This window comes from Streptomyces sp. NBC_01477, assembly GCF_036227245.1.
Taxonomy (GTDB): Bacteria; Actinomycetota; Actinomycetes; order Streptomycetales; family Streptomycetaceae; genus Actinacidiphila.
The window spans coordinates 4,641,371-4,665,811 of record NZ_CP109445.1 but is presented as its reverse complement, the minus strand read 5'-3'; the positions used below and the strand labels follow the sequence as shown (position 1 = coordinate 4,665,811).

Sequence of the window (24,441 nt, the reverse complement as noted above, 5' to 3'; positions counted from 1 at the left end):
CTCCTGAGCAGCCAACTAGTCACTAGCGCGGCTCATTTCACGCACCCTCTTTCCGCCCTGGAAGGGGCTCTCATGTCTCCGCTCGTCTCCGCTATAGCCCTCGCCATCGTGGCGACGCTCTGTTACGCGGCTCTCTGCGCGGTCAGCCCGCTCGGAGTCTGCCGCAGGTGCGGCGGGTTCGGCTTCAAGGTGCGGCAGAACCGGCGCGGCCGGATCATCCGCGGCCGGGAGTGCCGCCGCTGCAAGGGATACGGACAGCGCGTCCGCGTCGGCCGGCACCTCTACAACGCCGCTACCCGCCTCCACCGCGAGGGCACCCGCTGACCGTCAAGAAAGGCACCGCCATGGCATTCAGCATCTCGGCGATCGTCCTGTTCGGCGCCCTCCTGGCGCTCCTCATGCGCTACCGCGCTGTTGGCGCCGGAGCCGCGATCGTCGCCCTGCTCTTCGGCTTCTACCTCGCCCGCACCAGCGCCGCACCGTCCATCGACCAGATCATGTCCGCGCTTCGCGACGCCATCCCCACCTCCGGCAACTGACCCGACAGGAGCCACCATGCCCACCGCACCGCCCCGGATCTCCCTCATGGCCGCCGCCGAGGTCCGCGACATCCTCACCGCTCTCCAGCTCGGCCAAAGCGCCACCGCCATAGCCGGGTTGATGGCCATCGACGCCGACTCCTGGCAGGCGATCGAACAGCGCCTCGCCGCCCTCGACGGCGACCTCCCCGCCGCCCTGCGAAGCCTGGCCTGACCCCCACCAACCAACGGAGGACCCCCCATGCCCGACACCGCACCGGCCTGGCACCTCAGCCTCACCGACAGCGTGTACGCCCTCGGCGCCGCCGCCCGCGAACTCCGCGCCGCCCACCAGCACGCCCAACTCACCGCCCGCACCACCGACCCGGCCCGCATCGTCCCCGTGCCCGGCCACGTCACCACCGCCGGCGCCGAGCCCGTACGCCCGCACGACGAAGCCCTCTGGCAGCTCAGCGACCTCTACATGGTCCTCGAACACCACACCGCCGAGCTGTACGAGAACGCCGCCCTCGGCTACGCCCACGGCACCGCCGCGGCGGTTCAAGCCGTCCTCCGCAACGACCACCCCCGCCACGTCGACCTCCCCCGCGACCGCAACGGCATGTACGTCCTCGACCCCGCCGACCTACCGGACCTGAGCCAGTCCCTCACCACCGCAGCCGGCGCCCGCGACCTCGCCGACCTCCGCGCCCGGCTCCTGGCCTGTGCCCAGGAGGACGACCCCGCCGCCCTCGCCAACACGGCCTACGCATACGGCGAATGCGCCGAACGCGCCCTCCGCCACCTCATACGCCACGCCGAAACCCACGGCTTCCTGCACGCGAGCTGACCCATGACACAACAGGCCCCGCTGCGCGCCCACATGATCCGCTCCTGGGACGGCACCGAATGGCAGATCTTCGTCGCCCTGCCCGACGAAGCCCGCTGGCCGCACGTCCCGTTCCCGATCGCCGCCGGCATCCCGACCCTCAACGACCGCGCCGCCGCACTCCGCTCCCTCGGCTTCACTCCCCTCGGCGCCGAACAGACCTGGGAGTGGATGGAGACCGTCTTCGAGGGCGACCCGGACGGCGTCGTCTCCCTGGTCGCCACGACCACGGTGACACCCGGGACCGCCCCGCCCGCCTGACCCCGCCCGGAGCAGCGGCCAACCGGCCAAGGACGCCCGCTGCTCCGGCCCTCCGTCCCACCGAAGGCACAGGAGGTGCCACCAGCATGGCCCACAGCACACCCCCGCCGCCCCGGGGCAGCCGCAGGCCCGGCGGCCCAAGGCCGCCTGTCCATCAGCCGAGCCTCAAGCTGCCCGACGTCCTCGACGAGATCGGCATGTCCCGCTCGGCCTTCTACCGGATGCGCGCCCGCGGAAAGGCGCCCAGGTGCGTCCGCCTCCCCAATGGTCAGATCCGCGTGCGTCGCAGCGACCTCGACGCCTGGTGGGCGACCACCTGCCAGGACCTGTCCGACTGAACCCAGATCCCGGGTGCGCGTCCACGTGGCGCGCGCCCGTGCGGAGGAGCCACATGTTGACCTACGACGTGCGGATCTGGGGTATCCGGGACCGCAACAGCAAGAGCGCGCCCTTCCAGCTCCGTTGGCGAGTCGGTGCTCAGAAGCACCAGGCGCCGTTCAGGACGCACACTCTGGCCGACGCTCGGCGATCGCAGTTGATGTCCGCCGTGCGTGAGGGCGAGCAGTTCGACACCGAGACCGGCCTTCCGGCGAGCGAGTTACGCGAACTGAAATCGCCCACGTGGTACGAGCACGCGTGCGCGTACACCCTCATGAAGTGGCCGCGCGCCGCCGCGAAGCACCGCGCCGGCATCGCGGAGGCGCTGGCAACCGTCACCGCGGTTCTCGTCTCTTCGCAGAAAGGAGTGCCGAACCGCGAGGTCTCGCGGCGCGCGCTGCGTACGCGGGCGTTCCAAGTTCGGCGAACGGCCGATGGCACCCTGGCAACACGCAAGGACGCCGAGACCGTGCCGGAGGACGAAGCGGCGGCTCTGGCGTGGATCGCCGAGAACTCGTTGAAGATGTCCGACCTGCCGCACTCGGAGAAACTGCGCGCGGCTCTGACGGCCCTGTCTCTCAGACTCGACGGCACCGCCGCCGCCGACAACACCGTCCGCCGGAAGCGGACCACCTTCAACAACGCCCTTCGCTATGCCGTCGAGCGTGGCCTCCTCACGGCGAACCCGCTCGCCCGGATCGACTGGGAGCCGCCCGCCACCGACGACGAGGTTGACTTCCGCTACGTGCCGGACCCACTTCTCGCTCGCAGCCTGATTGACGCCGTGGGGGAGCAAGGGGCACGCGGCGAGCACCTGAAGGCGTTCTTCGGCTGCCTGTACTTCGCGGCCATGCGGCCGTCGGAAGTGGCCGCGCTCGGTAGCAGCGCCTGCGTCCTGCCGGACGAAGCCCAGCAGGAGGCATGGGGTGAACTCGTCCTCGCCGAGAGCCGCCCCGAGGTCGGCTCGGGCTGGACCGACGACGGGCTCTCGTACGAGAAGCGCGGCCTGAAACGGCGTGCCAGGAAGGCGACCCGCGCCGTGCCCATCCCGCCTGAACTCGTCGGCCTCCTCCGGGAGCATCGGAAGACGTACGGGACGGCCCCGGACGGCCGACTCTTCCGGGCGGCCGGCGGCGGACGCGTGCGCTCGACCGAGTACACGGCGATGTGGCAGGAAGCCCGGGAGAAGGCCCTCCCGCCGGAGGACCGGGAGACGCCCCTCGCCGATGTTCCGTACTCGCTCCGGCACGCCGGGGTCTCCCTGTGGATCAAGGCGGGCGTCGACCCTGTGGAAGTCGCCAGGCGGGCCGGGCACAGTCCGGCGGTGCTCTGGCGGTTCTACGCGAAGATCCTCCGCGGCGTTCAGCACCACGCCAACGAGCTGATCAGCCTCGCTCTCTCCGACCAGCAGGGATAACGGACCGTAGATCCCGGACCGACCCCCCGGACCTGGCCACAGGTTGGCCACACGCACTGGTCCAGAGCGGGAATCAATGGCACCGGTGCGGGACGCACACGCAGGTGAGGGTGGGTCTCGGACTTCCGAGACCCACCCTCACCTGCGTGTTTCCTACCTATGCGGAGGCTGTGGGATTTGAACCCACGGTGACATCGCTGCCACGACGGTTTTCAAGACCGTTCCCTTCGGCCGCTCGGGCAAGCCTCCCCGCAGCGCCGGGGGACCCCGGGTGGGGGTCCTGGGCGTGCGGGGGACAGCTTACTGGGGGGAGTCGCCGTTGCGGGCGCCGAGGGTGACCGTGGTGGTGTGGGCGGTGCCGTTGCGGGTGTAGACGACGGTGACCTTGTCCTTGGGCTGGTGCTGCCAGATCTCACCGATCAAGGTCTCGTCGCTGTCGACGATCGTGTTGTCGAACTTGGTGATCACATCACCGGGCTTGAGGCCGGCCAGCGCGCCGGGGCCGCCGGCCTGGACGGAGTCGCTGGTCGCGCCGATCTTGGCGCCGTCGCCCTGGTACTGGCCGTCCAGGCTGACCTGCATGACCGGGTAGACCGGCTGGCCGGTCTTGATGAGCTCGTCGGCGACGCGCTTGGCCTGGTTGATCGGGATGGCGAAGCCGAGGCCGACGCTGCCGCCCTGGCTGCCGGGCTGGGTGGCGCCGCCGGGCTGGATCGCGGAGTTGATGCCGATGACGGCGCCGTTGGCGTTGAGCAGCGGGCCACCGGAGTTGCCCGGGTTGATGGACGCGTCGGTCTGGATGGCGCTCATGTACGAGGACGCCGAGCCCTGGCCGTCGCTGGATGCCACCGGGCGGTGGACCGCGCTGACGATGCCTGTGGTCACCGTGCCCGACAGGCCGAAGGGCGCGCCGATCGCGATGGTGGCGTCGCCGACCGCGGCCTGGTCGGAGTTGCCCAGCGGCAGCGGGGTGAGCGTGACGCCCGAGGCGTCCTTGAGCTTGACCACTGCCACGTCGTAGCCCTGGGCGCGGCCCACCACGGTGGCGTCGTACGTCTTGCCGTTGGAGAAGGTCACCGTCAGCTTGCCGCCGTTGGCCGCGGGGGCCACCACGTGGTTGTTGGTGAGGATGTGGCCCTCGGTGTCGTAGACGAAACCGGTGCCCGTGCCGCTCTCCTGGCTGCCGCTGGCCTTGATGGTGACCACGCGCGGCAGCGCCTTGTTGGCGATGCCGGCCACCGAGGTGGGCGCCCGGTTGAGCGCCTTCTGGCTGCCGGTGTCGGAGACGGTGGTGGAGGACGTCGTGTCGTTGTCGTTGTGCTCGGCCGCCCAGTAGCCGATGCCGCCGCCGACACCGCCGGCGACGAGCGCCGCCACCAATACCGCGGCGACCAGGCCGCCGAAGCCGCGGCGCTTGCGGCCGCCGTCCGGCGGCACCGGCACGGGCGCGCCCCACACCGGGCCCTCCGGGCCGCCCCCGCCGTAACCGGGCTGGGTCTGCGGCGGCTGGCCGCCGGTGGCGTACGCCGGGGTGGCCGGGACCGCGTACGGGTCCCGGGGCGCCTGCTGCTGGTCCGAGGCGTAGCCGGGCTGCTCGGCGCCGTAGGCCGGTGCGTGCGCGGGCTGCTCCGCCCCGTACGCGGGGGCGTGCGCGGTCTGCTCGGCGCCGTACGCGGACCGCTGTGACGGCTGCTCCGCCCCGTACGCGGGCGCCTGCGACGTCTGCTCGGTGCTGCCGTACGCCGACTGCTGCTGATACGCCTGCGCCTGGGCCGGTACGACCGGCGCGGCGGGCGGGGCGTCGTGCACGGGCTGCTGCTGCGGCTGCGCCGGGGGCTCGTACGCCGCCGGCTTCGGCGCCTCGTACCCGCTGTGCCCGCCCTGCTCGTAGGGCGCGGCAGAAGGCACCGGCGGTGTCTGCGGGCCGAGCGCGGCCGGCGGCGGGCCGTACGGCGACGGCGGGCCCACGGGCGGGGGCGCCTGCGCGGGAAGAACCTCGGTCCGGGGCGCGTCGGCGGGCGCGGCAGATGCCGCGGGCGCCGGCGGGGCCGCCGGAGGAGCAGGGGCCTGTGCCGCCGAGTCACTGTCGGGCGCGGCACCGTCGGGCGCGGTCGCTGCCGACTCCGCAGCCGGGGCGGATCCGGCTTCGTTCTCGGTGCTCACAGCGTTTCTCCTCGGGTCAGGACAGGGTAGTGGGGCGAACACAGCATTTCCCACGGCGTGTCGGACCGCCGTAAGCGGTAGCTGTGCATGTCCGTGGCGCGTGCGCGGGGGCCCGGTTCGCGATGCCGCCGGCGAGGCGGTGGCACCATGAACCGGTGACACATGCGCGCGCGGTCCCGGAGGCGTACCCGGACGGGCGACCTGTCCAGGTCGTCGCCCATCGGGGTGCTTCCGAGGATGTACCAGAACATACGCTCGCCGCGTACCGGAAAGCCATCGAGGACGGCGCCGACGCCCTGGAGTGCGACATCCGGCTGACCGCGGACGGGGAGCTGGTCTGCGTCCACGACTGGCGGGTGAACCGTACGTCCAACGGCCGCGGCGCCGTCTCCTCGCTCGAACTGGCCGACCTCGCGGCGCTCGACTTCGGCTCGTGGAAGGGCCAACACACCGACCCCGAGGCGCCCGAACGCCACGACCTGGCCGAACGCAGCCGGGTCCTCACCTTGCGGCGGCTGCTCGAACTCGTCGCGGACACCGAGCGCCGGGTGGAGCTGGCGATCGAGACCAAGCACCCGACGCGCTGGGCGGGGCAGGTGGAGGAGCGGCTGATCGACCTGCTGCGCACCTTCGGCTTCGACCGTCCCCCGCCGCCCGGTGCCGCCTCCCAGGTGCGGGTGATGAGTTTCTCGTCCCGCTCGCTGCGCCGGGTACGGCTGGCGGCACCGGCGCTGCCGACGGTGTATCTGATGCAATATGTGTCGCCGCGGCACAGGGACGGGCGGCTGCCCGCGGGGGTGCGGATCGCCGGGCCGAGCATGCGCATCGTGCGGGCGAATCCGGGGTATGTGGCGCGTTTGCATCGGGCCGGAAACCGCGTCCATGTATGGACGGTCGACGACCCCGCGGATGTGGAGCTGTGCGCACGGCTCGGGGTGGACGCCATCATCACCAACCGGCCGCGACAGGTGCTGGCCCAGTTGAGCGGCTTGAAAGGCCCCCGCGACTGACTTGCCGCCGACATTGCCACGGGCTCGGCGCGGGTGGCTCATGCCCGCGGCATGCGCCTATCACGCGCGGGCGTCCGGGGGGCGTATGAAGTGCGCCAACAGATCTGGGTTGGTCTGTTTCCGGTCGAGTCCCAGAGGGCATCCATCCCGTGGCGTGGGATGAAGGAGGTCACGGGGGTGTCGTTGATGGTCGCGCAGGAAGTGCCGACGTCCTCGACCATGGCACTGCCGCATGGTCCTACCGGCGTCGCGGAAGCACGCAGACGTATGCGCGGGGATCTGTACGCGCAGGACGTGCCGGAGACGGTGATCGACGACGCGGTGCTGATCCTTTCCGAACTGCTCAGCAATTCCTGCCGGCACGCCCGGCCGCTCGGCGACCAGGCCGACGCAATGTACGGGGTGGTGGAGGACACCGCAGGTACGGGCGTCGGCGCACGGTCCGCGGCGCAGGACCGCGGCATACGTGCCGGGTGGGCCATCGGGACGGACGGCCTGCTCAAGGTCGAGGTCACCGACGGCGGCGGCCCGACCAGGCCGCGCCCTTCCAGTCCCTCGCTGACCGCGCACGGCGGCCGGGGCCTGGGCATCGTGGGCAGCCTGGCGCTGCGCTGGGGCGTACGGGACGGCGCGCCGGGCGAGGTCACCGTCTGGGCGCTGCTGCCGGTCCGCGGCCGGCACGCCCGCCGCGACGACCTCGGCAGCGGGGGTACGGGCATCGGCCTGCCCCGCGGCATCCCGCTCGGCCTCCCCCTGGACCTGGCCGAGTCGCTGGACGACCTGAGCTGAACCGGCGGCGCCGGCTTCCCGGGCCGGGTGTACGCCCGTCGCAGCACGTCGCGAGCCGGGTGCCCGCCCGCCGCGGCGCCGACGGTCCGAACCGGGTGTACCCGTCCCAGCGCCGACGCCCCGAGCCGGGTGCCCGCCCATGTGTGGCGGCCCGAGCCACGGCCGCGCCCGCACGGCCGGAGGTAGGCCCGCGACCGTGCGCCGCCCGTACGCCCGTACGCGCCCCCGCCCGTCGTGGTCCGGCCGCGGGCCCGCCGGGCGCTAGGCTCGCGGCGGGAATACCGCCGCACCGGGAGAGACCGAGCCATGGCCAAGAAGCGCGCGACCGCCACCAGCAACAAGGGGGCCGCACAGGCCACCAGGATCGCGGAGGGGGCGGCCGTGCCGGTCGTCGGTGCACGCGAGCCCTGTCCGTGCGGCTCGGGCCGCCGCTACAAGGCGTGTCACGGCCGCGAGGCGGCGCACGCGGTGACCGAGCTGGTCCGGCGGCCCTTCGAGGGCCTGCCCGGCGAGTGCGACTGGGTGGCGCTGCGCGAACTGGTGCCGGCCGCGACCGTGCCGCTCACCCTCAAGGAGCCGCTGCCCGACGGCGTGCCCTCGGTCACCCTCGCCACGGTGCTTCCGATGGCGTGGCCCGGGCTGCGGCGCGACACCGGCGCCGTGCTGCTCGGTCTGCAGAGCGACACCGCTTCGGGTGACATCAGCCGCGACCTCGCCGACACCCTGACCCGGGCGCTCACCGCGGAGCCGGGCAATCCGGTGGAGGGCCGCAGGCCCGCCCCCGACGGGCCGCGGCTACAGGATCTGCTCGACCTGGACGCGGCTTTCGTGCCCGAGGTGCACAGCGGCTTCGCATACTGGCTGGAGGACGCCGGGACCGCGACCGGCGAGGTGGCCGCGTCGCTGGAGCGCGCCAACCAGGCCGCCATCCCGACCGTGCGGCTGACCGGCGTCGACGCGGCCTACTGGTGCGAGACGCCGGAGAAGAACCATCTGCGCTGGGTCATGCCGCACCCGGAGGAGGCGCTGCTCGACGCGATGGCCCGGCTGCACGCGGCCGGCGCGTCCTCGCTCGGCGAGGGGACCCGGCTGGTCGGCTCCTTCCGCGCGCACGGGCTGACGGTGCCGGTGTGGGACCTGCCGGCGGGCATGGGTGCGGACGAGGTCGAGAAGCCGGCGGCGGCGTTCGGCGAGCGGCTGGCCGAGACGCTGGGCCGCGGCGAGCCGCTGACCATGGAGGAGCGGCGGGCCAGGAGCGGCTTCACCAACCGGCAGATCACCCTGAGCTGACCGCTCGCGAGTGCCGCGGGTTCCGGTTGCACCCGGGCGGCCGGGACCCGCGGCACCCGACTGAGCGGTTGGTCAGTGATTCCGGTCACAACTCCCTTGGAATCGCCACGATTCGACGGACCCGTCCCGGCTGGGGAATTTGCGATCGGACGAAGTCTTGTTACCGTTTATTCAGCCCGGTCGCTGATGCATCCCCCGTCGTCAGCGACCGGGTTTTTCATGTTGCGGCGCCGGTCGACGGCAGGCTGACGAAGTGGTCGGCAGCGGGCTCGGCAGCCGGTTCGGACAGCTCAGTCGCCGTCCGACGAGTCCGTGCCGGACGCATGGTGCGACGCGCTGTGGCCCGCGTTGCCGCGGTGGACGCCGTCGCCGTGCGGGCCGGCGGTCGCCGCGGCCAGCGGAAGGACCACGGCGAGCGCCGCGACACTGGCGGCGGCGATCAGGCGCAACCGGTCACCGGTCTCCTGCAGCGGCTGGTGCGATGCCATGTGCCCCTCCCCTTGCGCTCGACGTCATGCCCGTTGCGGCCCGGTGCGGCGCGTGACGGCGGAATGCCACGGACCGAACATAGCGGGCCGGACCACGACATCAGGCCTACCCGTCGCCGTCGCGGCAGTCACCGGCGGACCACGGTTACCCGGACGAGTGAGTGGGCGTTACGCACCCGGCCGTACGAGCAGTGCCTCGACCGTACGCCGCCCGGTGTGCGCACCACATAAGCGCGCATCACCCGTACGGGCGTATGCCCGCGGACAGGGCGCAGGGGCGTACGGCGTGGCAATTGCCACGCCGTACGCCCCTGTCGTCGCTCACGATCAGCGGGTCGGCCGGTCCGCAGGCCGCCCGGTCATGGGGTCGGCCGACCGGAAGGCCGGCCAGTCGCAGAGTGCCCGTCAGAACGTCAGAACGTCAGAACGTCAGCCGGTCGCCGTCCGGGGCCGTACGCCCGGCCCTGACCAGCGCGTCCACCAGCGTGCCGATCGGCGGCAGCCAGGGGGCCTTGCCGCCGGTCCGCTCGTCCGGCACCGGCGGGCGCACCCAGCAGGGCTGCCCGGCGCTGCTCGTCGACGGCGGCAGCACCACATAGCCGCCGTCCCCGTGATAGCGAAGGGAGGTGGGGACCCAGTCGTGGCTGTCGAGGAGTTCGCCCAGGTCGGCCAGCGAGTAGGGGGCGACCAGCAGGAGATACCGGGTGGGGGTGGCGACCACAGGGCCGAGCCGTACCCCGAGGTTCTCCATCGCCTCCAGCGCGCGTGCGCCCGCGACGGCGGGCAGGCTCGCCGCCGACACCCGGTCGCCGGTCGCCAGCACCACCGGTGCGTCGGGCCTGCGGGTCCACCAGGACCGCACCATGCGCGGGTCGCGGGTCGCGGCCAGGAGACCGGGGTTGAGCGGGTGCGCCCCGGGCACCGGGCAGTTGGGACGCGCGCAGGCGCACGGCGGCGATCCCGCCGTCCGCCAACTGCCGCGTCCGTCGAGCCCGACACCAGGCACAACCCGCCATTGCCACTGCTCAGCGTAGGTGAGCGCCGCGTTGAGCAACGCGGTCCGCTCCTTTCGCTGTAGTGAGATCTTGCGTCGCCTTCCGAGGATCTCGCGCATCAGCGCTCGTTCCTTTCCGTTAACGCCCAGGGATCTGCCCATTACAGAACGTAACTTGTCGAGCACACCGCTTACGAGGCAGCGCATCACGCCGCCAGCCGAGCGTGGAACGTGGCGGAGGGTAGCGCGCATATGGCGCTTGTCTGTTCGCGGTGCCCTGATCGTGACCCACCGGTCGTGGTGCACGTCGGGCCCGGCACCCCTCGCCACTCGGGGTTGGGTCGGCCGTCAACTGATTACGTACATACGACGCTTGAGCCAGACTTCGGGTTCCTACCCATCGCCCGCAATATGACGCGCTGTTGGCTGGGATCAGTCGACAGCGCGCATAGAGCAGGGGTGGCTGTTTTCGGCCAACGTATTGCGAGAAGGGTGTCGGCCGCAAGCGGTCCGACACCAGTCCTTGTACCAGGACAATCCTGGACATGCCCACGATGAGGCGTGTAGAAGTGGGTTCCCTGACAGCGGCGCAGCACACATGGGGGTTTGAGATGCTCATCATGCGGGTGCTCCGCACACTGCGAACGAAAAGCGCCGATTGCCCCACCTGCGTGCCACTGGCCGGAAGTTCCCGGCCATGAACCCGGCCCATGTCAGAAAAGTGGCCGGAACCGAGCCACGCAGGTCTGCCACAGCGCATACTCCCGCTACGCCTGTCACTTCTGCGTCTCCTGTTGCCGCCGTCGCGGCCACCCCATTCCCAGCGGCCCCCGCCGCCCCATCCGCACCGCCCGCCGTGTCGGTTTCCACGCTGCCGGAACGCGGCTCGCCCGAGCATGCGCCGGCCGTGCAGGACCGCCTCGCGTCCTGGGTCTGCGACCTGTCCCTGCTGCACGAACTGACCGAACGGCTCGCCCGTACGGCACTGCTCGACGACACGCTGCGTGAGGTGCTGCGGGCCGGGTCCACCCTGGTCGGCGCACGGCGCGGCCTGATCGCGCTGGCGCCCGCCGACGGGCTGGGACCCGACACCACCGTCGGACTCGGCCTCAACCACGCCGAGCTGGGCGCCCTGGAGACCGTGGACTTCGGCCGCGGCCCGGTGGGCGCTGACGAGGTCGTGCACGCCGATCTGCGGCGCGGCGACCACCCGGACGCCCGGCACCGCGAGGTCGCGGCGCACCTCGGCCTCGGAGCCGGCTACGGGCTGGCGCTGGCCGTGGACGGCACCGGACTCTCACCCCGTGTCGGCGACTTCTCCACAAGCGGCGCCGCCTCCTCCGCAAACGCGGGCGGCAGCTCGTCCGCAGCCTTCGCCGACTCCGCCACAGGCCTGGACAGCCTCTCCACAGGCCCGGACGTCCCTTCCACAGGTTTCCCCCACTCCTCCACAAACGGCGGCGCCCCTTCCGCGGCCGGCCGGAGCCGGCTCGGCAGTGCCGTCTGGTTCTACGACGAGGCCGCCGATCCCACCGACAGGCAGCGCCGGCTGGCAGGTCTGTACCTGCGGCTCGCCGCCGAGCACATCGCCCGCGGCCTGGAGCTGGCCCGGGCGCGCCACGCGAGCGCCGAACTGGTCGCCGAGATGCTGCCCGCCCGGCTGCCGCGCGTGCCCGGCGTGCGGATGGCCGTACGGCACCGCACCGGCCCGCTGGGCGGCGGCGACTGGTACGACGCCCTGCCGCTGCCCGAGGGAGCGCTCGGGCTGGCCGTGGGCGGGGTGACCGGCGCGGGTCCCGGCGCGGTGGCCGCGATGGGGCGGCTGCGGGCGTCCCTGCGGGCGTACGCGGTGATGGAGGGCGAGGACCCGGTCGCGGTGCTCTCCGACCTCGAACTGCTGCTCAGGCTGACCGAGCCGGGCCGCTCCGCGACCGCGCTGTTCGGCCACGCGTGCGCGCCGCTGCCGTCCGGCGGGCGCCGGGTCACGCTGGCGGGCGCCGGGCACTGCCCGCCGCTGCTGGTCGGCGACCACCGCTGCGAATACGTCGAGACGTCGCTGTCTGCGCCGCTGAACATGCTCGGCTGCTGGGAGGCGCCCAGCGTCGAGGTGCACGTACGGGCCGGCGAGAGCCTGGTGCTGTACACCGACGGGCTGCTGCACCGTACGGGCGAGTCCATCGACCGGGCCTTCGCCCTGCTGCACGCGGCCGCCCGGAGCGCTCCGGGGCCCGTACGCGAGGACCCCGGGCTGCTGGCCGACCACCTGCTGCACACCGTGCTGCCCGGCGGCCTGGACGCGACCGGGGGCGTGGAGGACCTGGTGCTGCTGGTGGCCCGTTTCGACTGAGAGTGGGCCCGCCTACGATGGACGGAAGTTTCATCGCGGAGGAGGCAGGGACGTGGCGGAGGCCGACCAGCAGCAGGGCGCGACCGGGGACGAGCGCAGCGAGGCGGAGCAGAAGGCCGCGGAGGGCGGGCAGGACACCGCCCAGGACAAGCCGATCAAGCAGCGCAAGAACGGCCTCTACCCGGCGGTGTCCGACGAGCTGGCCGCTTCCATGAAGTCCGGCTGGGCCGACACCGAATTGCGCGGGCTGGCCCCCATAGCGCAGGCCGGCCACACCGCGGTCCGCCGTGCCGCGGTCTCGGCGCGCTTCCCCGGTGAGCGGATCGTCGTCCCCGCGGGAAATCTGCGGACGCGGTCCAATGACACCGAATACCCCTTCCGGGCCGGCACCGAATACGTCCACCTCACCGGCGACCAGACGCAGGACGCGGTCCTGGTGCTGGAGCCGCTGGCGGACGGCGGGCACCAGGCGACGGCGTATCTTCTGCCGCGCTCGGACCGCGAGAACGGTGAATTCTGGCTGGACGGCCAGGGCGAGCTGTGGGTCGGCCGCCGGCACAGCCTGGCCGAGGCCGAGCAGCTGCTCGGGCTGCCCTGCCGCGACGTGCGCAAGGCCGCGGCGGACCTGCGCGAGGCCACCGGCCCGGTCCGGGTCGTACGCGGCCACGACGCGGGCGTCGAGGCCGCGCTCACCGACAAGGTGACGGCCGAGCGGGACGCGGAGCTGACCGCCTTCCTTTCCGAGCTGCGGGCGGTCAAGGACGACTTCGAGATCGCCGAGCTGGAGCAGGCCTGCGCGTCGACCGCACGCGGCTTCGAGGACGTCGTCAAGGTGCTGGACAAGGCGGAGGCCACGTCCGAGCGCTACATCGAGGGCACGTTCTTCCTGCGCGCCCGGGTCGAGGGCAATGACGTCGGCTACGGCTCGATCTGCGCGTCGGGCCCGCACGCCACCACCCTGCACTGGGTGCGCAACGACGGCCCGGTCAGGTCCGGCGACCTGCTGCTGCTCGACGCGGGCGTGGAGACGCGCACCCTCTACACCGCGGACGTCACCCGTACGCTGCCGGTCAGCGGCCGTTTCACACCGATCCAGCGGCAGATCTACGACGCCGTGCACGCCGCGCAGCAGGCGGGCATCGAGGCGGTCAAGCCGGGCGCCGCCTATCGCGACTTCCACGAGGCCGCGCAGCAGGTGCTGGCCGAGCGGCTGGTCGAGTGGGGCCTGCTCGACGGGCCCGTCGAGCAGGTGCTGGAGCTCGGACTGCAGCGCCGCTGGACACTGCACGGCACCGGGCACATGCTCGGCCTCGACGTCCACGACTGCGCGCACGCCCGGACCGAGGCGTACGTGGACTGCACCCTGGAGCCCGGCATGGTGCTCACCGTCGAGCCCGGGCTGTACTTCCAGGCCGACGACCTGACCGTGCCGGCGCAATACCGCGGCATCGGGGTCCGGATCGAGGACGACATCCTGGTGACGCCGGACGGCAACCGCAATCTGTCGGCGGCGCTGCCGCGCGGCGCGGACGAGGTCGAGGCGTGGATGGCGGAACTGCGGGGGTAATCCTCAGCGGTCCCTGGCGCCCGGTCGTCGGCCGGGCACCGGGAGTCGGGCGGCCGGGCTCCTTGCGTCGGGGCGGGCGAGGGCGTCCTCGTCGGGGCGGCCGGACGGCAGGGGCGGTCGGAGGTCGGGCCGTCCGGCTGTCCGGCGTGCTGTCCGGCGTGCTGTCCGGCGTCAGGACGCCTTGAGCAGCGCCCCGTCGCGCCACTTGAGCACCTTGTCGAAGGACACGACCGTGCCGTGCCCCGGCCGGTCGTGGAAGCGCACATGGTCCACCAGCGCTTCGATCAGGAAGAGTCCGCGCCCGTGCTCGGCGTACTGCCCCCGGTGGGTCAGCGGCCGGGCCGGGTGCAGGACCCAGTCGGGCTTGCGATCGAACTCGGGTGTGCGGTCGAACTCGGATACGCGGTCGCGGGACGAACCCGGCCCGGAGTCGGCGACCTCGATCCGGCAGCAGTCACCGTCGATCAGGGCGGTGACGCAGTAGCCGGTCGCCGATCCGGCGTGTTCCACGGCGTTCGCGCAGGCCTCGGACAGTGCCACGCAGAGGTCGAAGGAGGTGTCGGGGTCGACCCCGGCGGTCTCCATGGTCCCCAGCAGAAGTCTCCGGGCGAGCGGCACGCTCGCAGCCTCGCGCCGCAAATGGAGGGACCACCAGATGCTCATGCTCCAGCCTCCTGGCTGCGGCTCGACATACGGTTACGTATTGCCGCGAAGAGCACTCCGTAAGCGTGGCGTTGACGTGATGCCGCTCATTCGGCCGATGCGTGCGCCGGGCGTACGGGTGTAGGGAAACAGACCGGAAACACCACCGCGAGCCTGCACCCCCTGTTCCCGGCCGGTGCCCGCGGTGAGAGGATGACCGCCGTCATGGCTTCCCCCGCCACCGCTGTGCGCGCAGGCGCCGGCATGCGACTGCTACGGGCCGCGGTGTTCACCGCGGTCTGCGTCGTGCTGGCCGCGGCCGGGCACACACTGGCCTCGGGCACCGCGGTGCCGATGTGGTCGCTGGTGCTCGGGTGGCTGGCGGTCTTCGCCGTCGTGGCGCCGCTGGCGGGCCGGGAGCGGACGCTGCCGAGCATCGCGGCGGCCCTCGCGGCGGGGCAACTCGCCCTGCACACGGTCTTCGGCGCGGGCCAGATGTGCGCCACGCAGTCACTCACTCCTTCGAGTGACAAAAACGGCGGTCTGTTGTCGATCGCCGCCCGGCTGGTGTGCGACAGCCACGGGCAGCAGCTCACCCCGCGGAGCGCCCGGCAGATCGTCATCAACGCCGGCATCGACCCGAACGGCCCGCATTCCATGCCGGACATGCCCGGCATGGTGTCGCAGGCCGGTGGCAGCGGCGGTACGCACCCGGTCATGGCGACCCTGCCGCTGTGCTCGCTGCCGATGCTGCTCGGCCACCTGTTCGCCGCCCTGGTGGCGGGCTGGCTGCTGCGGCGCGGCGAGGCCGCGCTGTGGCGGCTGGTCCGGCTGTCGGTACGCGGCGCCGCCGGGCTGGCCGCGCTCAGCCCCGCGGTCCTGCGCCGCGCCCATGTGCTGCTGTCCGCGCTCGCCGCCGGAATCTCCTGCTCCCGGCCGCACGGCATACGGCGTACGGGTGACGCCCCGGCCGCCGGCTGCCGCACGGTCCTGCTGCGGCACTCCGTGGCCAGGCGCGGCCCGCCACCGGTGGCACTGGCGGCCTGACGCGGTGTCCGCTCCCCCTTTCACCGGGGGTGAGCCGGCGACGGCGCGCGGGTCCGCCCGGCCGCGACCCGCACAGGAGTGCACCAAAGGCGCACCCGCGTACCCGTACGGACATCCCGTCGCACATCGCGACGGCGGGGATGACCGCGTACGCGTGTCCCGGTCGGCACCCGTGCGCAGGCGGCGCGGCCCGCACCATGCCACCGTCCGCACCACTCACCGTGGAGAACCCCAGCCATGAGCAGTTTCCGTATGTCGCACCTGCGCAGCCGCGCCGCCACCGTCGCCGCTCTCGCCGGCGCCACCGTCCTGCTGGCCGCCGTGCCGGCCTTCGCCCATGTCACCGTGCAGCCGGCCACCGCCGCCAAGGGCGGTTACACCACGGTCGCCTTCAAGGTGCCCAATGAGCAGGACAGCGCGTCCACCGTCAAGGTCGAGGTCAACCTGCCGACCGACCACCCGATCGCGTCGGTCTCGCTGCAGCCCGTCCCCGGCTGGACGGCGCAGGTGACGACGTCGAAGCTGGCCACCCCGCTGAAGACCGACGACGGCACGGTCGACCAGGCCGTCTCGAAGATCACCTGGAGCGGCGGGAAGATCGCGCCCGGGCAGTTCCAGCAGTTCCCGGTCTCCTTCGGGCCGCTGCCCTCCGACGCGGCGTCGCTGTCGTTCAAGACGCTGCAGACCTACGACAACGGCGACATCGTGCGCTGGATCGAGGTCCCGCAGGCAGGGCAGGCCGAGCCGCAGAATCCCGCGCCGACCCTGACGCTGACCGCGCCGGAGGCCGACGGCGCCGCCACTGCTACGGGTACGCCCGCACCGGCGCCCGCCTCCGACGGCAAGGCCACCGAGCAGGCCTCCTCCGGCGGCAGCGACAGCGACGGCACCGCCCGCGCCCTGGGCATCGCCGGGATCGTGGTCGGCGCGGCAGGCGTCGGCTTCGGAGTCTTCGCCGGGCGGCGCCGTACGGCCGGGCAGGACGGCTCGGGCGGCGGCGCGGCCTGACCGCACCGGTCACCACGCCGGGCGGCCGCGGTCCGCACACCGCGGCCGCCCGGCCCACTCGTCATCGCACTTTGAGGACCACCTTCATGCGTACCACCATCAAGACCGGCGCCGTCGCACTCGCCGCCGCCTGCGCCCTCCTGCTGACCGGCTGCGGGGGCTCGTCCGGCGGCTCCGACTCCGGCTCCGCGCAGGGCGCCGGCAGCCTGGCCGATGTGAGCGGGGCCAACACCAAGCCGGGCACGGTGCTCGACACACCCTTCGCCAAGCCGCAGCTGCGGCTCACCGACAACCACGGCAAGCCGTTCGACCTGGTCAAGCAGACCGCGGGCCGGCCCACCCTGCTCTTCTTCGGCTACACCCACTGCCCCGACGTCTGCCCGACCACCATGAGCGACCTGGCACTCGCCAAGGCCAAGCTGCCGCAGGCCGACCAGGACAAGCTGCGGGTCGTCTTCGTCACCTCCGACCCGGAGCGCGACACCCCCGCCCGGCTGACCGAATGGCTCGGCGCGATGGACAAGAGCTTCATCGGGCTGACCGGCGACTTCACCACCATCCAGGCCGCGGCCCGGTCGGTCGGTGTCGGCATCGAGGCGCCGGTCAAGGAGAAGGACGGCAGCATCACCGTCACCCACGGCGCCGAGGTGCTGGCGTTCTGGCCCAAGGACGACAAGGGGCATGTGCTGTACATGTCCGGGACCACGGCCGAGGAGTTCGCCCACGACCTGCCGAAGATCATCAGGAGTGAGGCGCCGTGAAAAGGCGGCGCGCGCTCCTCGGCGCACTGGGCGGAGCCGTGGCAGTGGCCGCGGCGAGCGGCGCCGCGGCCGGTCTCGCCGGACACAGCGGCTCCGGAGGTCCGGCAAGGCTGACGGTGAGCGGCGGATACATACCGAGGCCTTTGCTGACCGACGAAGCCGCCGCATACGTGACGGTGTCCAACAGCGGAGGTACGGACGCACAATTGACGTCGGTGACCACGCCGCTGGCCGCGCACGTCACCCTGCACACGACGACCGGCACCACCATGCGCCAGGTGACGTCGCTGACCGTGCCCGCGGGCGGGCGGCTCGTCCTCGGCACCGGCGGCGCCCACATGATGCTGGAAACACTCACCCACATGCCCTCGGTGGGCGAGCGGATCACCCTGATGCTCCACTTCACCCACGCCACGCCCGCCACGGTCACGCTCACCGTGCCCGTGCGGCCGACGACGTATCACCCGAGGGGCTGAGCGAAGGATGAACAGACGGTTGTACGTGCCGGGGTCCGCGGCCGTGTCCGCGCCGACGTCCGGGGATCGCCCGGGAGCCGGCGGTGCGCGCGGCCCGCTGCGCAGGCTGGCCGCGGTCGTGGCCGCCTGCTGCGCGCTGTTCGCGGTGCTGCTGGCCACGGCCACGCCCGCGTCCGCGCACGCGGCGCTGATCCGTACCGACCCGGCGGACGGGTCCGTGGTGCGGACCGCGCCGCAGCAGGTGGTGCTCACCTTCTCCGAGGGTGTGCTGCTGTCCGCCGACTCGTTGCGGGTGCTCGACCCGGCCGGCACCAACGTGGCCACGGGCTCGCCCGGCCACGCCACGGGCAAGGACTCCGGGTCCACCGCGACGGTCGCGCTGCGCACCGGGCTCGGCAACGGCACGTACACCGTCGCCTGGAAGGCGGTCTCGCAGGACAGCCACCCGGTCGCGGGCGCCTTCACCTTCTCGGTCGGCGCGGCCTCGAAGACCACCGTCGACCTGTCGGAGCAGGCCTCGCTCGGCGGCGGCTCGGCGGGCACGCTCTACGGCGTCGCCCGCTACTTCGCCTACGGCGGTTTCGCGCTGCTGGTGGGCGGCTGCGTCTTCCTGACCGTGTGCTGGCCCCGCGGCGCCCTGCTGCGGCCGCTGCAGCGCCTGGTGGCGGGCGGCTGGGCCACCCTGGTCGCGGCCACCATCGCGCTGATCATGCTGCGCGGCCCGTACGTCAACGGCAGCGGGCTCGGCGACGCCTTCGACCTGAGCGTGATGCGCGCCCAGTTGGAGACCCGGCCGGGCGCCGCCCTGGTCTCCCGGCTGCTGCTGCTGGCCGCCGCCGCGGTCTTCCTCGCCGTGCTCTTCGGCAGCTACGCCAAACGCGAGGACCCGGAGGAGCGCGCCGACCTGGCGTGGGGCCTCGGTATCGGCGGCAGTGTCGTCGCGGTCGGCATCGCCGCCACCTGGGCGATGGCCGAGCACGCCTCGGTCGGAATCCAGCGCAAGGTGGCGATGCCGGTCGACGTGATCCATCTGCTGTCCATGGCGGTCTGGCTCGGCGGACTGATCACGCTGCTGACCGCGCTGAGCGCGCCGTCCACGGCCGGTACGGTCGAACGCTCCGCCGTTAGCCGCTTCTCCACCATCGGCCTGACCGCGGTCACCACGCTGGTCGGCACCGGCACCTACCAGGCGTGGCGGCAGATCGGTACCTGGCGCGCCTTCACCGACACCTCCTACGGGCGGCTGCTGCTGATCAAGATCGGGCTGGTGGGCGCGCTGGTGTGTGTCGCCTGGTTCTCGCGCCGCTGGACGCGGTCCATCGGCGAGGCGACGGGAGCGGTGGCGGTCGCCACGGCCACGACCGGGAAGGTCGGCCGGCAGACGGCCCGTCAGGCGCCCCGGGAGACGGTCAGGGCGACCGCCGGCGGCACCGACACGTCGGTACAGGGCGACGTCAAGGACAAGGCCGCCGCGGACTCCGCCGAGGACACCGAGTCCTCCGCGGGCACCGGGCCCGCCTCGTCCTCAGGGGCGGGTACGGATACCGGCGCGGACGATCCGCGGCGTATGGCGCAGCTGCGCAGGCAGCAGGCCGCCCGCACGGCCGCCCGGGACAGGAAGGTCCGCGACTCCGACCCGGCCAGGGTGGCGCTGCGCCGCTCGGTCCTGGCCGAGGTCGGGATCGCCGTGGTGCTGCTGACCGTCACGACGCTGCTCACCGGCAGCCAGCCGGGCCGGGCCGCGGAGGAGCAGAAGGCGCTCGCCCCCGCGCCCGCGGCCCCCGGCGCGACCGCCCCGGCACCCGGCGCGTCGCAGGACGCCGACCTGCGTATCCCCTTCGACACCGGCGGCCCGGGCGGCAAGGGCATCGCGGACCTGGTCCTGTCGCCGGCGCGGGCCGGCACCACCGCGGTCGTGCACCTGGAGCTGACCGACCCCGCGGGACTGGCGGTCAAGGCGCCGGAGGTCCGGCTCGCCTTCACCCTTCCCGCGCAGCACCTCGGCCCGCTGGCTGTGAAGGTGACCCCCTTCAGCGCCGGACACTGGATCGCGTCCACCGTGCGGCTGCCGCTCGCGGGCAGCTGGCAGGTCGCGCTGACCGTCCGCACCTCCGACATCGACGAGGTGACCGTGACAAGGAACGTACAGATCACATCGTGAGCGAGCAGGCATGAGCAAGGCAGGCAGGATCAGGACGGGCCGCCGCGGCGGCGGCGCGGCAATGGACGACCCGGCGGGCGACGCGGCAATGGGCGGCGCCGTGGGAAAGGGCGGCGCCGAGAAGGGCGGCGCGGACAAAAGCGCCGCCCCGATGCGGGAAAGGTCCGCGCCGATCAGCCGGCGGCGGCTGCTCGGCAGCGCGGGCGCCGCGGGTGCGGCCGGGCTGATCGCCGGCGGCGCGGCAGGGGCGGGCGTGGCGGCGGCGGTGGACAGCGAGCCGACCGCGCTGGCCACGGTCGGCTCGGCACACATCCCCTTCGAAGGCGTCCGGCAGGCGGGCATCGTGCAGCCCGCGCAGGCCCGCGGCCACCTGGTGGCCTTCGACCTGGTGCCGGGTGCCGACCGCAGGGCCGCCGCCGCGCTGCTGCGGCGCTGGTCGGACGCGGTGCGCACGATGACGGGGACGGACCGTCCGTCGGCCCCCGCCGCGTACGACGACCAGGTGGCGTACGACGCGGGTCCCGCCTCGCTGACCGTCACCTTCGGTTTCGGCAGCAGCTTCTTCGGGCGCACCGGGCTCGGCGGCGCCCTGCCGGAGGCGCTGGCGCCGCTGCCGGACTTCGCCGGCGACCGTCTCGACCCCGGGCGCAGCAACGGCGACCTGTGGGTGCAGATCGGGGCGGACGACGCGCTGGTCGCCTTCCATGCGCTGCGGGTGCTGCAGAAGGCGGCCAGGGGCACGGCGGCGGTGCGCTGGCAGATGAACGGCTTCAACCGCACGCCGGGGGCGACCGCCCGCCCGATGACCGGCCGCAATCTGATGGGGCAGATCGACGGCACCAACAATCCGAAGCCGTCGGAGGCGGACTTCGAGCAGCGGGTCTTCGTCCCGGCGAAGGGGTCGCCCGCGTGGATGGCGGGCGGGTCCTACGCGGTGGTGCGGCGGATCCGGATGCTGCTCGACGACTGGGACCACCTGTCGACGGCGCGCCAGGAGAAGGTGATCGGGCGGCGCAAGTCCGACGGAGCGCCACTGTCGGGCGGCACCGAATTCACCCCGGTCGACCTGCGGAAGGTCAACGCCGACGGTTCGCTCGCCATCGCCGGCGACGCGCACATCCGGGTCGCCGCAGCGGCGTCCAACGGCGGCGCGGCCATGCTGCGGCGGGCCTTCTCCTATCACGACGGCATCGGCGCCGACGGTGTCCCGGACGCCGGGCTGCTCTTCGTGGCGTGGCAGGCCGACCCGGTGAAGGGCTTCGTGCCGGTGCAGCGCAAGCTCGACGGCGGTGACGGCCTGTCGCGCTTCCTGCGGCACGAGTCGAGCGGGCTGTTCGCGGTGCCGGGCGGCGCGGGACCGGGGGAATACGTCGGGCAGCGCCTGCTGGAGGGCTGAGCGCGCGGGCGCCGCGACCCGTACGGCGCGGGGTGTGCGGGCCGTTAGGCTGATTGCATGACGTCAGCGAGCCGCTACACCTATCTGGGCCCCGAGGGCACCTTCACGGAGGCCGCGCTGCGCTCGCTGCCGGAGGCCGCCACCCGTGAGCTGGTGCCGACGGTGTCGGTACCGGCGGCGCTGGACGCGGTGCGCAGCGGCGAGGCGGGCGGGGCGCTGGTGCCGATCGAGAATTCGGTGGAGGGCGGCATCACCGCCACCCTGGACGAGCTGGCGTTCGGCGGGCCGCTGATGATCTACCGCGAGGTGCTGCTGCCGATCGCCTTCGCCCTGCTGGTACGCCCGGGGACGGACCTGGCGTCGGTGAAGACCGTCACCGGGCACCCCGCGGCCCAGGCCCAGGTGCGGCAGTGGCTGGCCGAGCACCTGCCCGACGCGGTGTGGGAGTCGGCGGCGTCCAACGCGGACGGCGCCCGGCTGGTGCAGGAGGGCCGCTTCGACGGCGCCTTCGCGGGGGAATTCGCCGCGCCGACGTACGGCCTCGAAGCGCTGGCCGCCGAGATCCATGACGCGCAGAACGCGACGACGCGTTTCGTCCTGGTCGGCCGCCCCGCGCGCCTTGCGGCGCCGACCGGGGCCGACAAGACCTCGGCGGTCTTCTGGCTGCGCGACGACCACCCCGGTGCGCTGCTCGAACTGCTGCAGGAGTTCGCGATCCGCGGGGTGAACCTGATGCGGATCGAGTCCCGGCCGACCGGCCGGGGCCTGGGCCAGTACTGCTTCTCGGTGGACGCCGAGGGCCATCTGACCGACCGGCGGGTCGGCGAGGCGCTGATGGGCCTGCGGCGGCGCTGCCTGAACGTACGCTTCCTCGGTTCCTACCCGCGCGCCGACGAGGTGGCGGGGACGGTGGCCCGCGGCACGGGGGACGCGGAATTCACCGAGGCCGCGGACTGGCTGAACCGGGCGCTCGACGGGCGCGGCTGACGCCGCTCCGCACGTTGTGCACAGCTACTGACGAGTTATCCACAGGCGGGTCGCGCAGCCTGTGGGTAACTGGGGACAAGTCGACAGATGAAGCCGACGTAGTCGACAAATTGGTACACAGACGCCAGGACGCCACAGAGTGACACAGGGCACACCTCGTCATCCCAATTCGTCCGGTCCACTCGTCCGAGGGAGTATTTCTCACTCGAAAGTGAGTGTGGAACGGGTTTTGACGGGGAATCCATGGCCGAACACCGAGCCCCCGGAATGCCCCCGTCCCTTCTCCACAGATTTTCCCCACACCCTGTGGAAAAGTCGTGGAGATCTCGGGCTCCCCTGTGGATAACCTGCTTCCGCAGCGGTGATCAACTCCGTTTCTCCACAAGCCCGATGCCCCGCACGAGGGACGTCCGCAATAGGGTTGACGAGCGCTTTTTCCACCCTCTATGTGTATTTCTCCCGCTTTTGTTGCGAAACGCTCATATCGGGCATAAAGCCCTTAAGTTGTCGCGTGCGATGCCCGCGCCCCGGTAGCCTGTAGCCGTGATCGACCTTCGCCTGCTTCGTGAGGACCCCGACCGTGTGCGCGCCTCCCAGCGCGCCCGTGGAGAGGACGTCGCACTTGTCGACTCCCTGCTCTCCGCCGACGAGCGGCGCAGGGCGTCCGGGACCCGCTTCGACGAGCTGCGCTCGGAGCAGAAGCAGTTGGGCAAGCTGATCCCCAAGGCGCAGGGCGACGAGAAGGCCGAGCTGCTGCGGCGGGCCGGCGAGCTGTCGGCCGCGGTCAAGGCCGCCGACGCCGAGCAGCACCAGGCGGCGGACGAGGCCCAGCGGCTACTGCTCGAACTGGGCAACATCGTCCACCCCGACGCCCCGATCGGCGGCGAGGAGGACTTCGTCGTCCTGGAGCAGCACGGCGCCCCGCGCGACTTCGCCGCCGAGGGCTTCACCCCCCGCGACCACCTGGAGCTGGGCGAGATGCTCGGCGCCATCGACACCGAGCGCGGCGCCAAGGTGTCGGGCTCGCGCTTCTACTACCTCACCGGCGTCGGCGCACTGCTGGAGCTGGCCCTGGTCAACGCGGCGATCTCGCAGGCCACCGCGGCCGGCTTCACCCCGATGCTGACCCCGAATCTGGTCAAGCCCGCGGCCATGGCGGGCACCGGCTATCTGGGCCAGGTCGAGGACGACGTCTACCACCTCGACAAGGACGACCTCTACCTGGTCGGCACCTCCGAGGTCCCGCTGGCCGCCTACCACATGGACGAGATCATCGACGCGGCCCGGCTGCCGCTGCGCTACGCCGGGTTCTCGTCGTGCTACCGGCGCGAGGCGGGCTCGTACGGCAAGGACACCCGCGGCATCTTCCGGGTGCACCAGTTCGACAAGGTCGAGATGTTCGTGTTCACCACCCCCGAGGAGGCGGAGGCCGAGCACCAGCGGCTGCTGGCCTGGGAGAAGCAGTGGCTGACCTCGCTCGAACTGCCCTTCCAGGTGATCGAGCTGGCCTCGGGCGACCTGGGCTCGTCGGCGTCGCGCAAATTCGACTGCGAGGCGTGGATCCCGACGCAGGGCAAATACCGCGAGCTGACATCGACCTCGAACACCCTCGAATTCCAGGCCAGGCGGCTCGGAGTGCGGCTGCGGGACAGCGATGGCACCCGGCCGCTCGCCACCCTCAACGGCACGCTGTGCGCGGTCACCCGGACGATCGTGGCGCTGCTGGAGAATCACCAGCAGCCCGACGGCTCGGTGCGCGTACCCGACGTGCTGCGGCCGTATCTGGGCGGCCGTGAGGTCCTGGAACCGGTCGCCTCCGCCACGGCCGCCTTCTCCGCCGCCGCCAAGTGAG

24 protein-coding genes and 1 tRNA gene are annotated in these 24,441 nt (G+C 72.5%); 20 read left to right on the top strand and 5 right to left on the bottom strand.

Translation table 11 applies throughout. The annotated features are described in order from the left end of the window. The first annotated feature begins 72 nt into the window (after positions 1-72). The 7 genes from OHA86_RS19610 (at position 73) to OHA86_RS19580 (ending at position 3,463) form a co-directional block, all read left to right on the top strand. Positions 73-324 (top strand): hypothetical protein, encoded by a 252-nt coding sequence (locus OHA86_RS19610; protein ID WP_329177097.1) that lies wholly within the window; start codon positions 73-75, stop codon positions 322-324. Between the two features lie 20 nt (positions 325-344). Next, positions 345-539: a hypothetical protein gene (locus OHA86_RS19605; RefSeq protein ID WP_329177095.1), complete on the top strand. Its 195-nt coding sequence runs from the start codon at positions 345-347 to the stop codon at positions 537-539. Between the two features lie 16 nt (positions 540-555). After that, positions 556-753: a hypothetical protein gene (locus tag OHA86_RS19600; protein ID WP_329177094.1), complete on the top strand. Its 198-nt coding sequence runs from the start codon at positions 556-558 to the stop codon at positions 751-753. A 27-nt stretch (positions 754-780) separates the two neighbouring features. Further along, positions 781-1,368 (top strand): hypothetical protein, encoded by a 588-nt coding sequence (locus tag OHA86_RS19595; protein WP_329177092.1) that lies wholly within the window; start codon positions 781-783, stop codon positions 1,366-1,368. A 3-nt stretch (positions 1,369-1,371) separates the two neighbouring features. Further along, positions 1,372-1,668 carry a DUF6303 family protein gene (locus tag OHA86_RS19590; protein ID WP_329177091.1) on the top strand — a complete coding sequence of 99 codons (297 nt, stop codon included), beginning with the start codon at positions 1,372-1,374 and terminating at the stop codon, positions 1,666-1,668. A gap of 170 nt (positions 1,669-1,838) precedes the next feature. Further along, the gene (locus tag OHA86_RS19585; RefSeq protein WP_329182476.1) at positions 1,839-2,006 is read left to right on the top strand and encodes a helix-turn-helix transcriptional regulator; all 168 of its coding nucleotides are present in this window, start codon (positions 1,839-1,841) and stop codon (positions 2,004-2,006) included. A gap of 53 nt (positions 2,007-2,059) precedes the next feature. Next, positions 2,060-3,463 (top strand): tyrosine-type recombinase/integrase, encoded by a 1,404-nt coding sequence (locus tag OHA86_RS19580; protein ID WP_329177089.1) that lies wholly within the window; start codon positions 2,060-2,062, stop codon positions 3,461-3,463. Between the two features lie 162 nt (positions 3,464-3,625). On the opposite strand, the gene OHA86_RS19575 is transcribed toward OHA86_RS19580, so the two are convergent. Together OHA86_RS19575 and OHA86_RS19570 are read right to left on the bottom strand one after the other, a co-directional pair. Further along, positions 3,626-3,712: transfer RNA gene (locus tag OHA86_RS19575), tRNA-Ser, on the bottom strand. A gap of 51 nt (positions 3,713-3,763) precedes the next feature. Further along, the gene (locus tag OHA86_RS19570; RefSeq protein WP_329177087.1) at positions 3,764-5,626 is read right to left on the bottom strand and encodes a S1C family serine protease; all 1,863 of its coding nucleotides are present in this window, start codon (positions 5,624-5,626) and stop codon (positions 3,764-3,766) included. Positions 5,627-5,781: 155 nt separating this feature from the next. Between OHA86_RS19570 and OHA86_RS19565 the strand changes: the two genes are divergently transcribed. From OHA86_RS19565 to OHA86_RS19555, 3 genes are all read left to right on the top strand, one after another. Beyond that, positions 5,782-6,636 (top strand): glycerophosphodiester phosphodiesterase, encoded by an 855-nt coding sequence (locus OHA86_RS19565; protein WP_329177086.1) that lies wholly within the window; start codon positions 5,782-5,784, stop codon positions 6,634-6,636. Between the two features lie 90 nt (positions 6,637-6,726). Beyond that, entirely contained in the window at positions 6,727-7,425 is a 699-nt protein-coding gene (locus tag OHA86_RS19560; RefSeq protein WP_443071773.1) for an ATP-binding protein, read from the top strand. Positions 7,426-7,731: 306 nt separating this feature from the next. Next, positions 7,732-8,715 (top strand): DUF5926 family protein, encoded by a 984-nt coding sequence (locus OHA86_RS19555; protein WP_329177083.1) that lies wholly within the window; start codon positions 7,732-7,734, stop codon positions 8,713-8,715. A 290-nt stretch (positions 8,716-9,005) separates the two neighbouring features. Here the strand turns inward: OHA86_RS19555 and OHA86_RS19550 are convergent, their stop codons facing one another. Both OHA86_RS19550 and OHA86_RS19545 read right to left on the bottom strand, forming a co-directional pair. Next, complete coding sequence (locus tag OHA86_RS19550; RefSeq protein ID WP_329177082.1) at positions 9,006-9,203, bottom strand: hypothetical protein; 198 nt, start codon at positions 9,201-9,203, stop codon at positions 9,006-9,008. 421 nt (positions 9,204-9,624) lie between these two features. Beyond that, a complete protein-coding gene (locus tag OHA86_RS19545) occupies positions 9,625-10,317 on the bottom strand; it encodes a bifunctional DNA primase/polymerase (protein ID WP_329177081.1) in 693 nt (230 codons plus the stop codon). A gap of 577 nt (positions 10,318-10,894) precedes the next feature. On the opposite strand from OHA86_RS19545, the gene OHA86_RS19540 reads away from it, so the two are divergent. Continuing rightward, complete coding sequence (locus tag OHA86_RS19540; protein WP_329177080.1) at positions 10,895-12,544, top strand: PP2C family protein-serine/threonine phosphatase; 1,650 nt, start codon at positions 10,895-10,897, stop codon at positions 12,542-12,544. A gap of 154 nt (positions 12,545-12,698) precedes the next feature. Continuing rightward, positions 12,699-14,111 (top strand): aminopeptidase P family protein, encoded by a 1,413-nt coding sequence (locus OHA86_RS19535; RefSeq protein WP_329182475.1) that lies wholly within the window; start codon positions 12,699-12,701, stop codon positions 14,109-14,111. A 171-nt stretch (positions 14,112-14,282) separates the two neighbouring features. Here the strand turns inward: OHA86_RS19535 and OHA86_RS19530 are convergent, their stop codons facing one another. Beyond that, a complete protein-coding gene (locus OHA86_RS19530; protein WP_329177079.1) occupies positions 14,283-14,774 on the bottom strand; it encodes an ATP-binding protein in 492 nt (163 codons plus the stop codon). 243 nt (positions 14,775-15,017) lie between these two features. On the opposite strand from OHA86_RS19530, the gene OHA86_RS19525 reads away from it, so the two are divergent. The 8 genes from OHA86_RS19525 to serS all read left to right on the top strand — a co-directional run bounded on the left by OHA86_RS19525 (position 15,018) and on the right by serS (position 24,440). Next, on the top strand, positions 15,018-15,800 hold the full coding sequence (locus tag OHA86_RS19525; RefSeq protein ID WP_329177078.1) for a hypothetical protein: 783 nt from the start codon (positions 15,018-15,020) through the stop codon (positions 15,798-15,800). A 237-nt stretch (positions 15,801-16,037) separates the two neighbouring features. Beyond that, on the top strand, positions 16,038-16,808 hold the full coding sequence (locus OHA86_RS19520; protein ID WP_329177076.1) for a YcnI family copper-binding membrane protein: 771 nt from the start codon (positions 16,038-16,040) through the stop codon (positions 16,806-16,808). A gap of 86 nt (positions 16,809-16,894) precedes the next feature. Beyond that, positions 16,895-17,569 (top strand): SCO family protein, encoded by a 675-nt coding sequence (locus tag OHA86_RS19515; RefSeq protein WP_329177075.1) that lies wholly within the window; start codon positions 16,895-16,897, stop codon positions 17,567-17,569. 143 nt (positions 17,570-17,712) lie between these two features. Then, positions 17,713-18,045: a copper chaperone PCu(A)C gene (locus OHA86_RS19510; RefSeq protein ID WP_329177074.1), complete on the top strand. Its 333-nt coding sequence runs from the start codon at positions 17,713-17,715 to the stop codon at positions 18,043-18,045. 7 nt (positions 18,046-18,052) lie between these two features. Beyond that, a complete protein-coding gene (locus OHA86_RS19505; protein ID WP_329177073.1) occupies positions 18,053-20,206 on the top strand; it encodes a copper resistance CopC/CopD family protein in 2,154 nt (717 codons plus the stop codon). A 151-nt stretch (positions 20,207-20,357) separates the two neighbouring features. Then, positions 20,358-21,602, top strand: a complete 1,245-nt coding sequence (gene efeB, locus OHA86_RS19500; RefSeq protein WP_329182474.1) for an iron uptake transporter deferrochelatase/peroxidase subunit — start codon at positions 20,358-20,360, stop codon at positions 21,600-21,602. Positions 21,603-21,659: 57 nt separating this feature from the next. Then, complete coding sequence (pheA, locus tag OHA86_RS19495) at positions 21,660-22,589, top strand: prephenate dehydratase (protein ID WP_329177071.1); 930 nt, start codon at positions 21,660-21,662, stop codon at positions 22,587-22,589. 543 nt (positions 22,590-23,132) lie between these two features. Continuing rightward, positions 23,133-24,440 carry a serine--tRNA ligase gene (serS, locus tag OHA86_RS19490; RefSeq protein WP_329177070.1) on the top strand — a complete coding sequence of 436 codons (1,308 nt, stop codon included), beginning with the start codon at positions 23,133-23,135 and terminating at the stop codon, positions 24,438-24,440. Position 24,441: the final 1 nt, after the last annotated feature.

Bases quoted from the DNA above. Each gene is read 5' to 3' on its own strand.
- OHA86_RS19610 (WP_329177097.1), top strand. From the start codon at position 73: ATGTCTCCGCTCGTCTCCGCTATAGCCCTCGCCATCGTGGCGACGCTC.
- OHA86_RS19605 (WP_329177095.1), top strand. From the start codon at position 345: ATGGCATTCAGCATCTCGGCGATCGTCCTGTTCGGCGCCCTCCTGGCG.
- OHA86_RS19600 (WP_329177094.1), top strand. From the start codon at position 556: ATGCCCACCGCACCGCCCCGGATCTCCCTCATGGCCGCCGCCGAGGTC.
- OHA86_RS19595 (WP_329177092.1), top strand. From the start codon at position 781: ATGCCCGACACCGCACCGGCCTGGCACCTCAGCCTCACCGACAGCGTG.
- OHA86_RS19590 (WP_329177091.1), top strand. From the start codon at position 1,372: ATGACACAACAGGCCCCGCTGCGCGCCCACATGATCCGCTCCTGGGAC.
- OHA86_RS19580 (WP_329177089.1), top strand. From the start codon at position 2,060: ATGTTGACCTACGACGTGCGGATCTGGGGTATCCGGGACCGCAACAGC.
- OHA86_RS19555 (WP_329177083.1), top strand. From the start codon at position 7,732: ATGGCCAAGAAGCGCGCGACCGCCACCAGCAACAAGGGGGCCGCACAG.
- OHA86_RS19550 (WP_329177082.1), bottom strand. From the start codon at position 9,203: ATGGCATCGCACCAGCCGCTGCAGGAGACCGGTGACCGGTTGCGCCTG.
- OHA86_RS19545 (WP_329177081.1), bottom strand. From the start codon at position 10,317: ATGCGCGAGATCCTCGGAAGGCGACGCAAGATCTCACTACAGCGAAAG.
- OHA86_RS19540 (WP_329177080.1), top strand. From the start codon at position 10,895: ATGAACCCGGCCCATGTCAGAAAAGTGGCCGGAACCGAGCCACGCAGG.
- OHA86_RS19530 (WP_329177079.1), bottom strand. From the start codon at position 14,774: ATGAGCATCTGGTGGTCCCTCCATTTGCGGCGCGAGGCTGCGAGCGTG.
- OHA86_RS19525 (WP_329177078.1), top strand. From the start codon at position 15,018: ATGCGACTGCTACGGGCCGCGGTGTTCACCGCGGTCTGCGTCGTGCTG.
- OHA86_RS19520 (WP_329177076.1), top strand. From the start codon at position 16,038: ATGAGCAGTTTCCGTATGTCGCACCTGCGCAGCCGCGCCGCCACCGTC.
- OHA86_RS19515 (WP_329177075.1), top strand. From the start codon at position 16,895: ATGCGTACCACCATCAAGACCGGCGCCGTCGCACTCGCCGCCGCCTGC.
- OHA86_RS19505 (WP_329177073.1), top strand. From the start codon at position 18,053: ATGAACAGACGGTTGTACGTGCCGGGGTCCGCGGCCGTGTCCGCGCCG.
- efeB (WP_329182474.1), top strand. From the start codon at position 20,358: ATGCGGGAAAGGTCCGCGCCGATCAGCCGGCGGCGGCTGCTCGGCAGC.
- pheA (WP_329177071.1), top strand. From the start codon at position 21,660: ATGACGTCAGCGAGCCGCTACACCTATCTGGGCCCCGAGGGCACCTTC.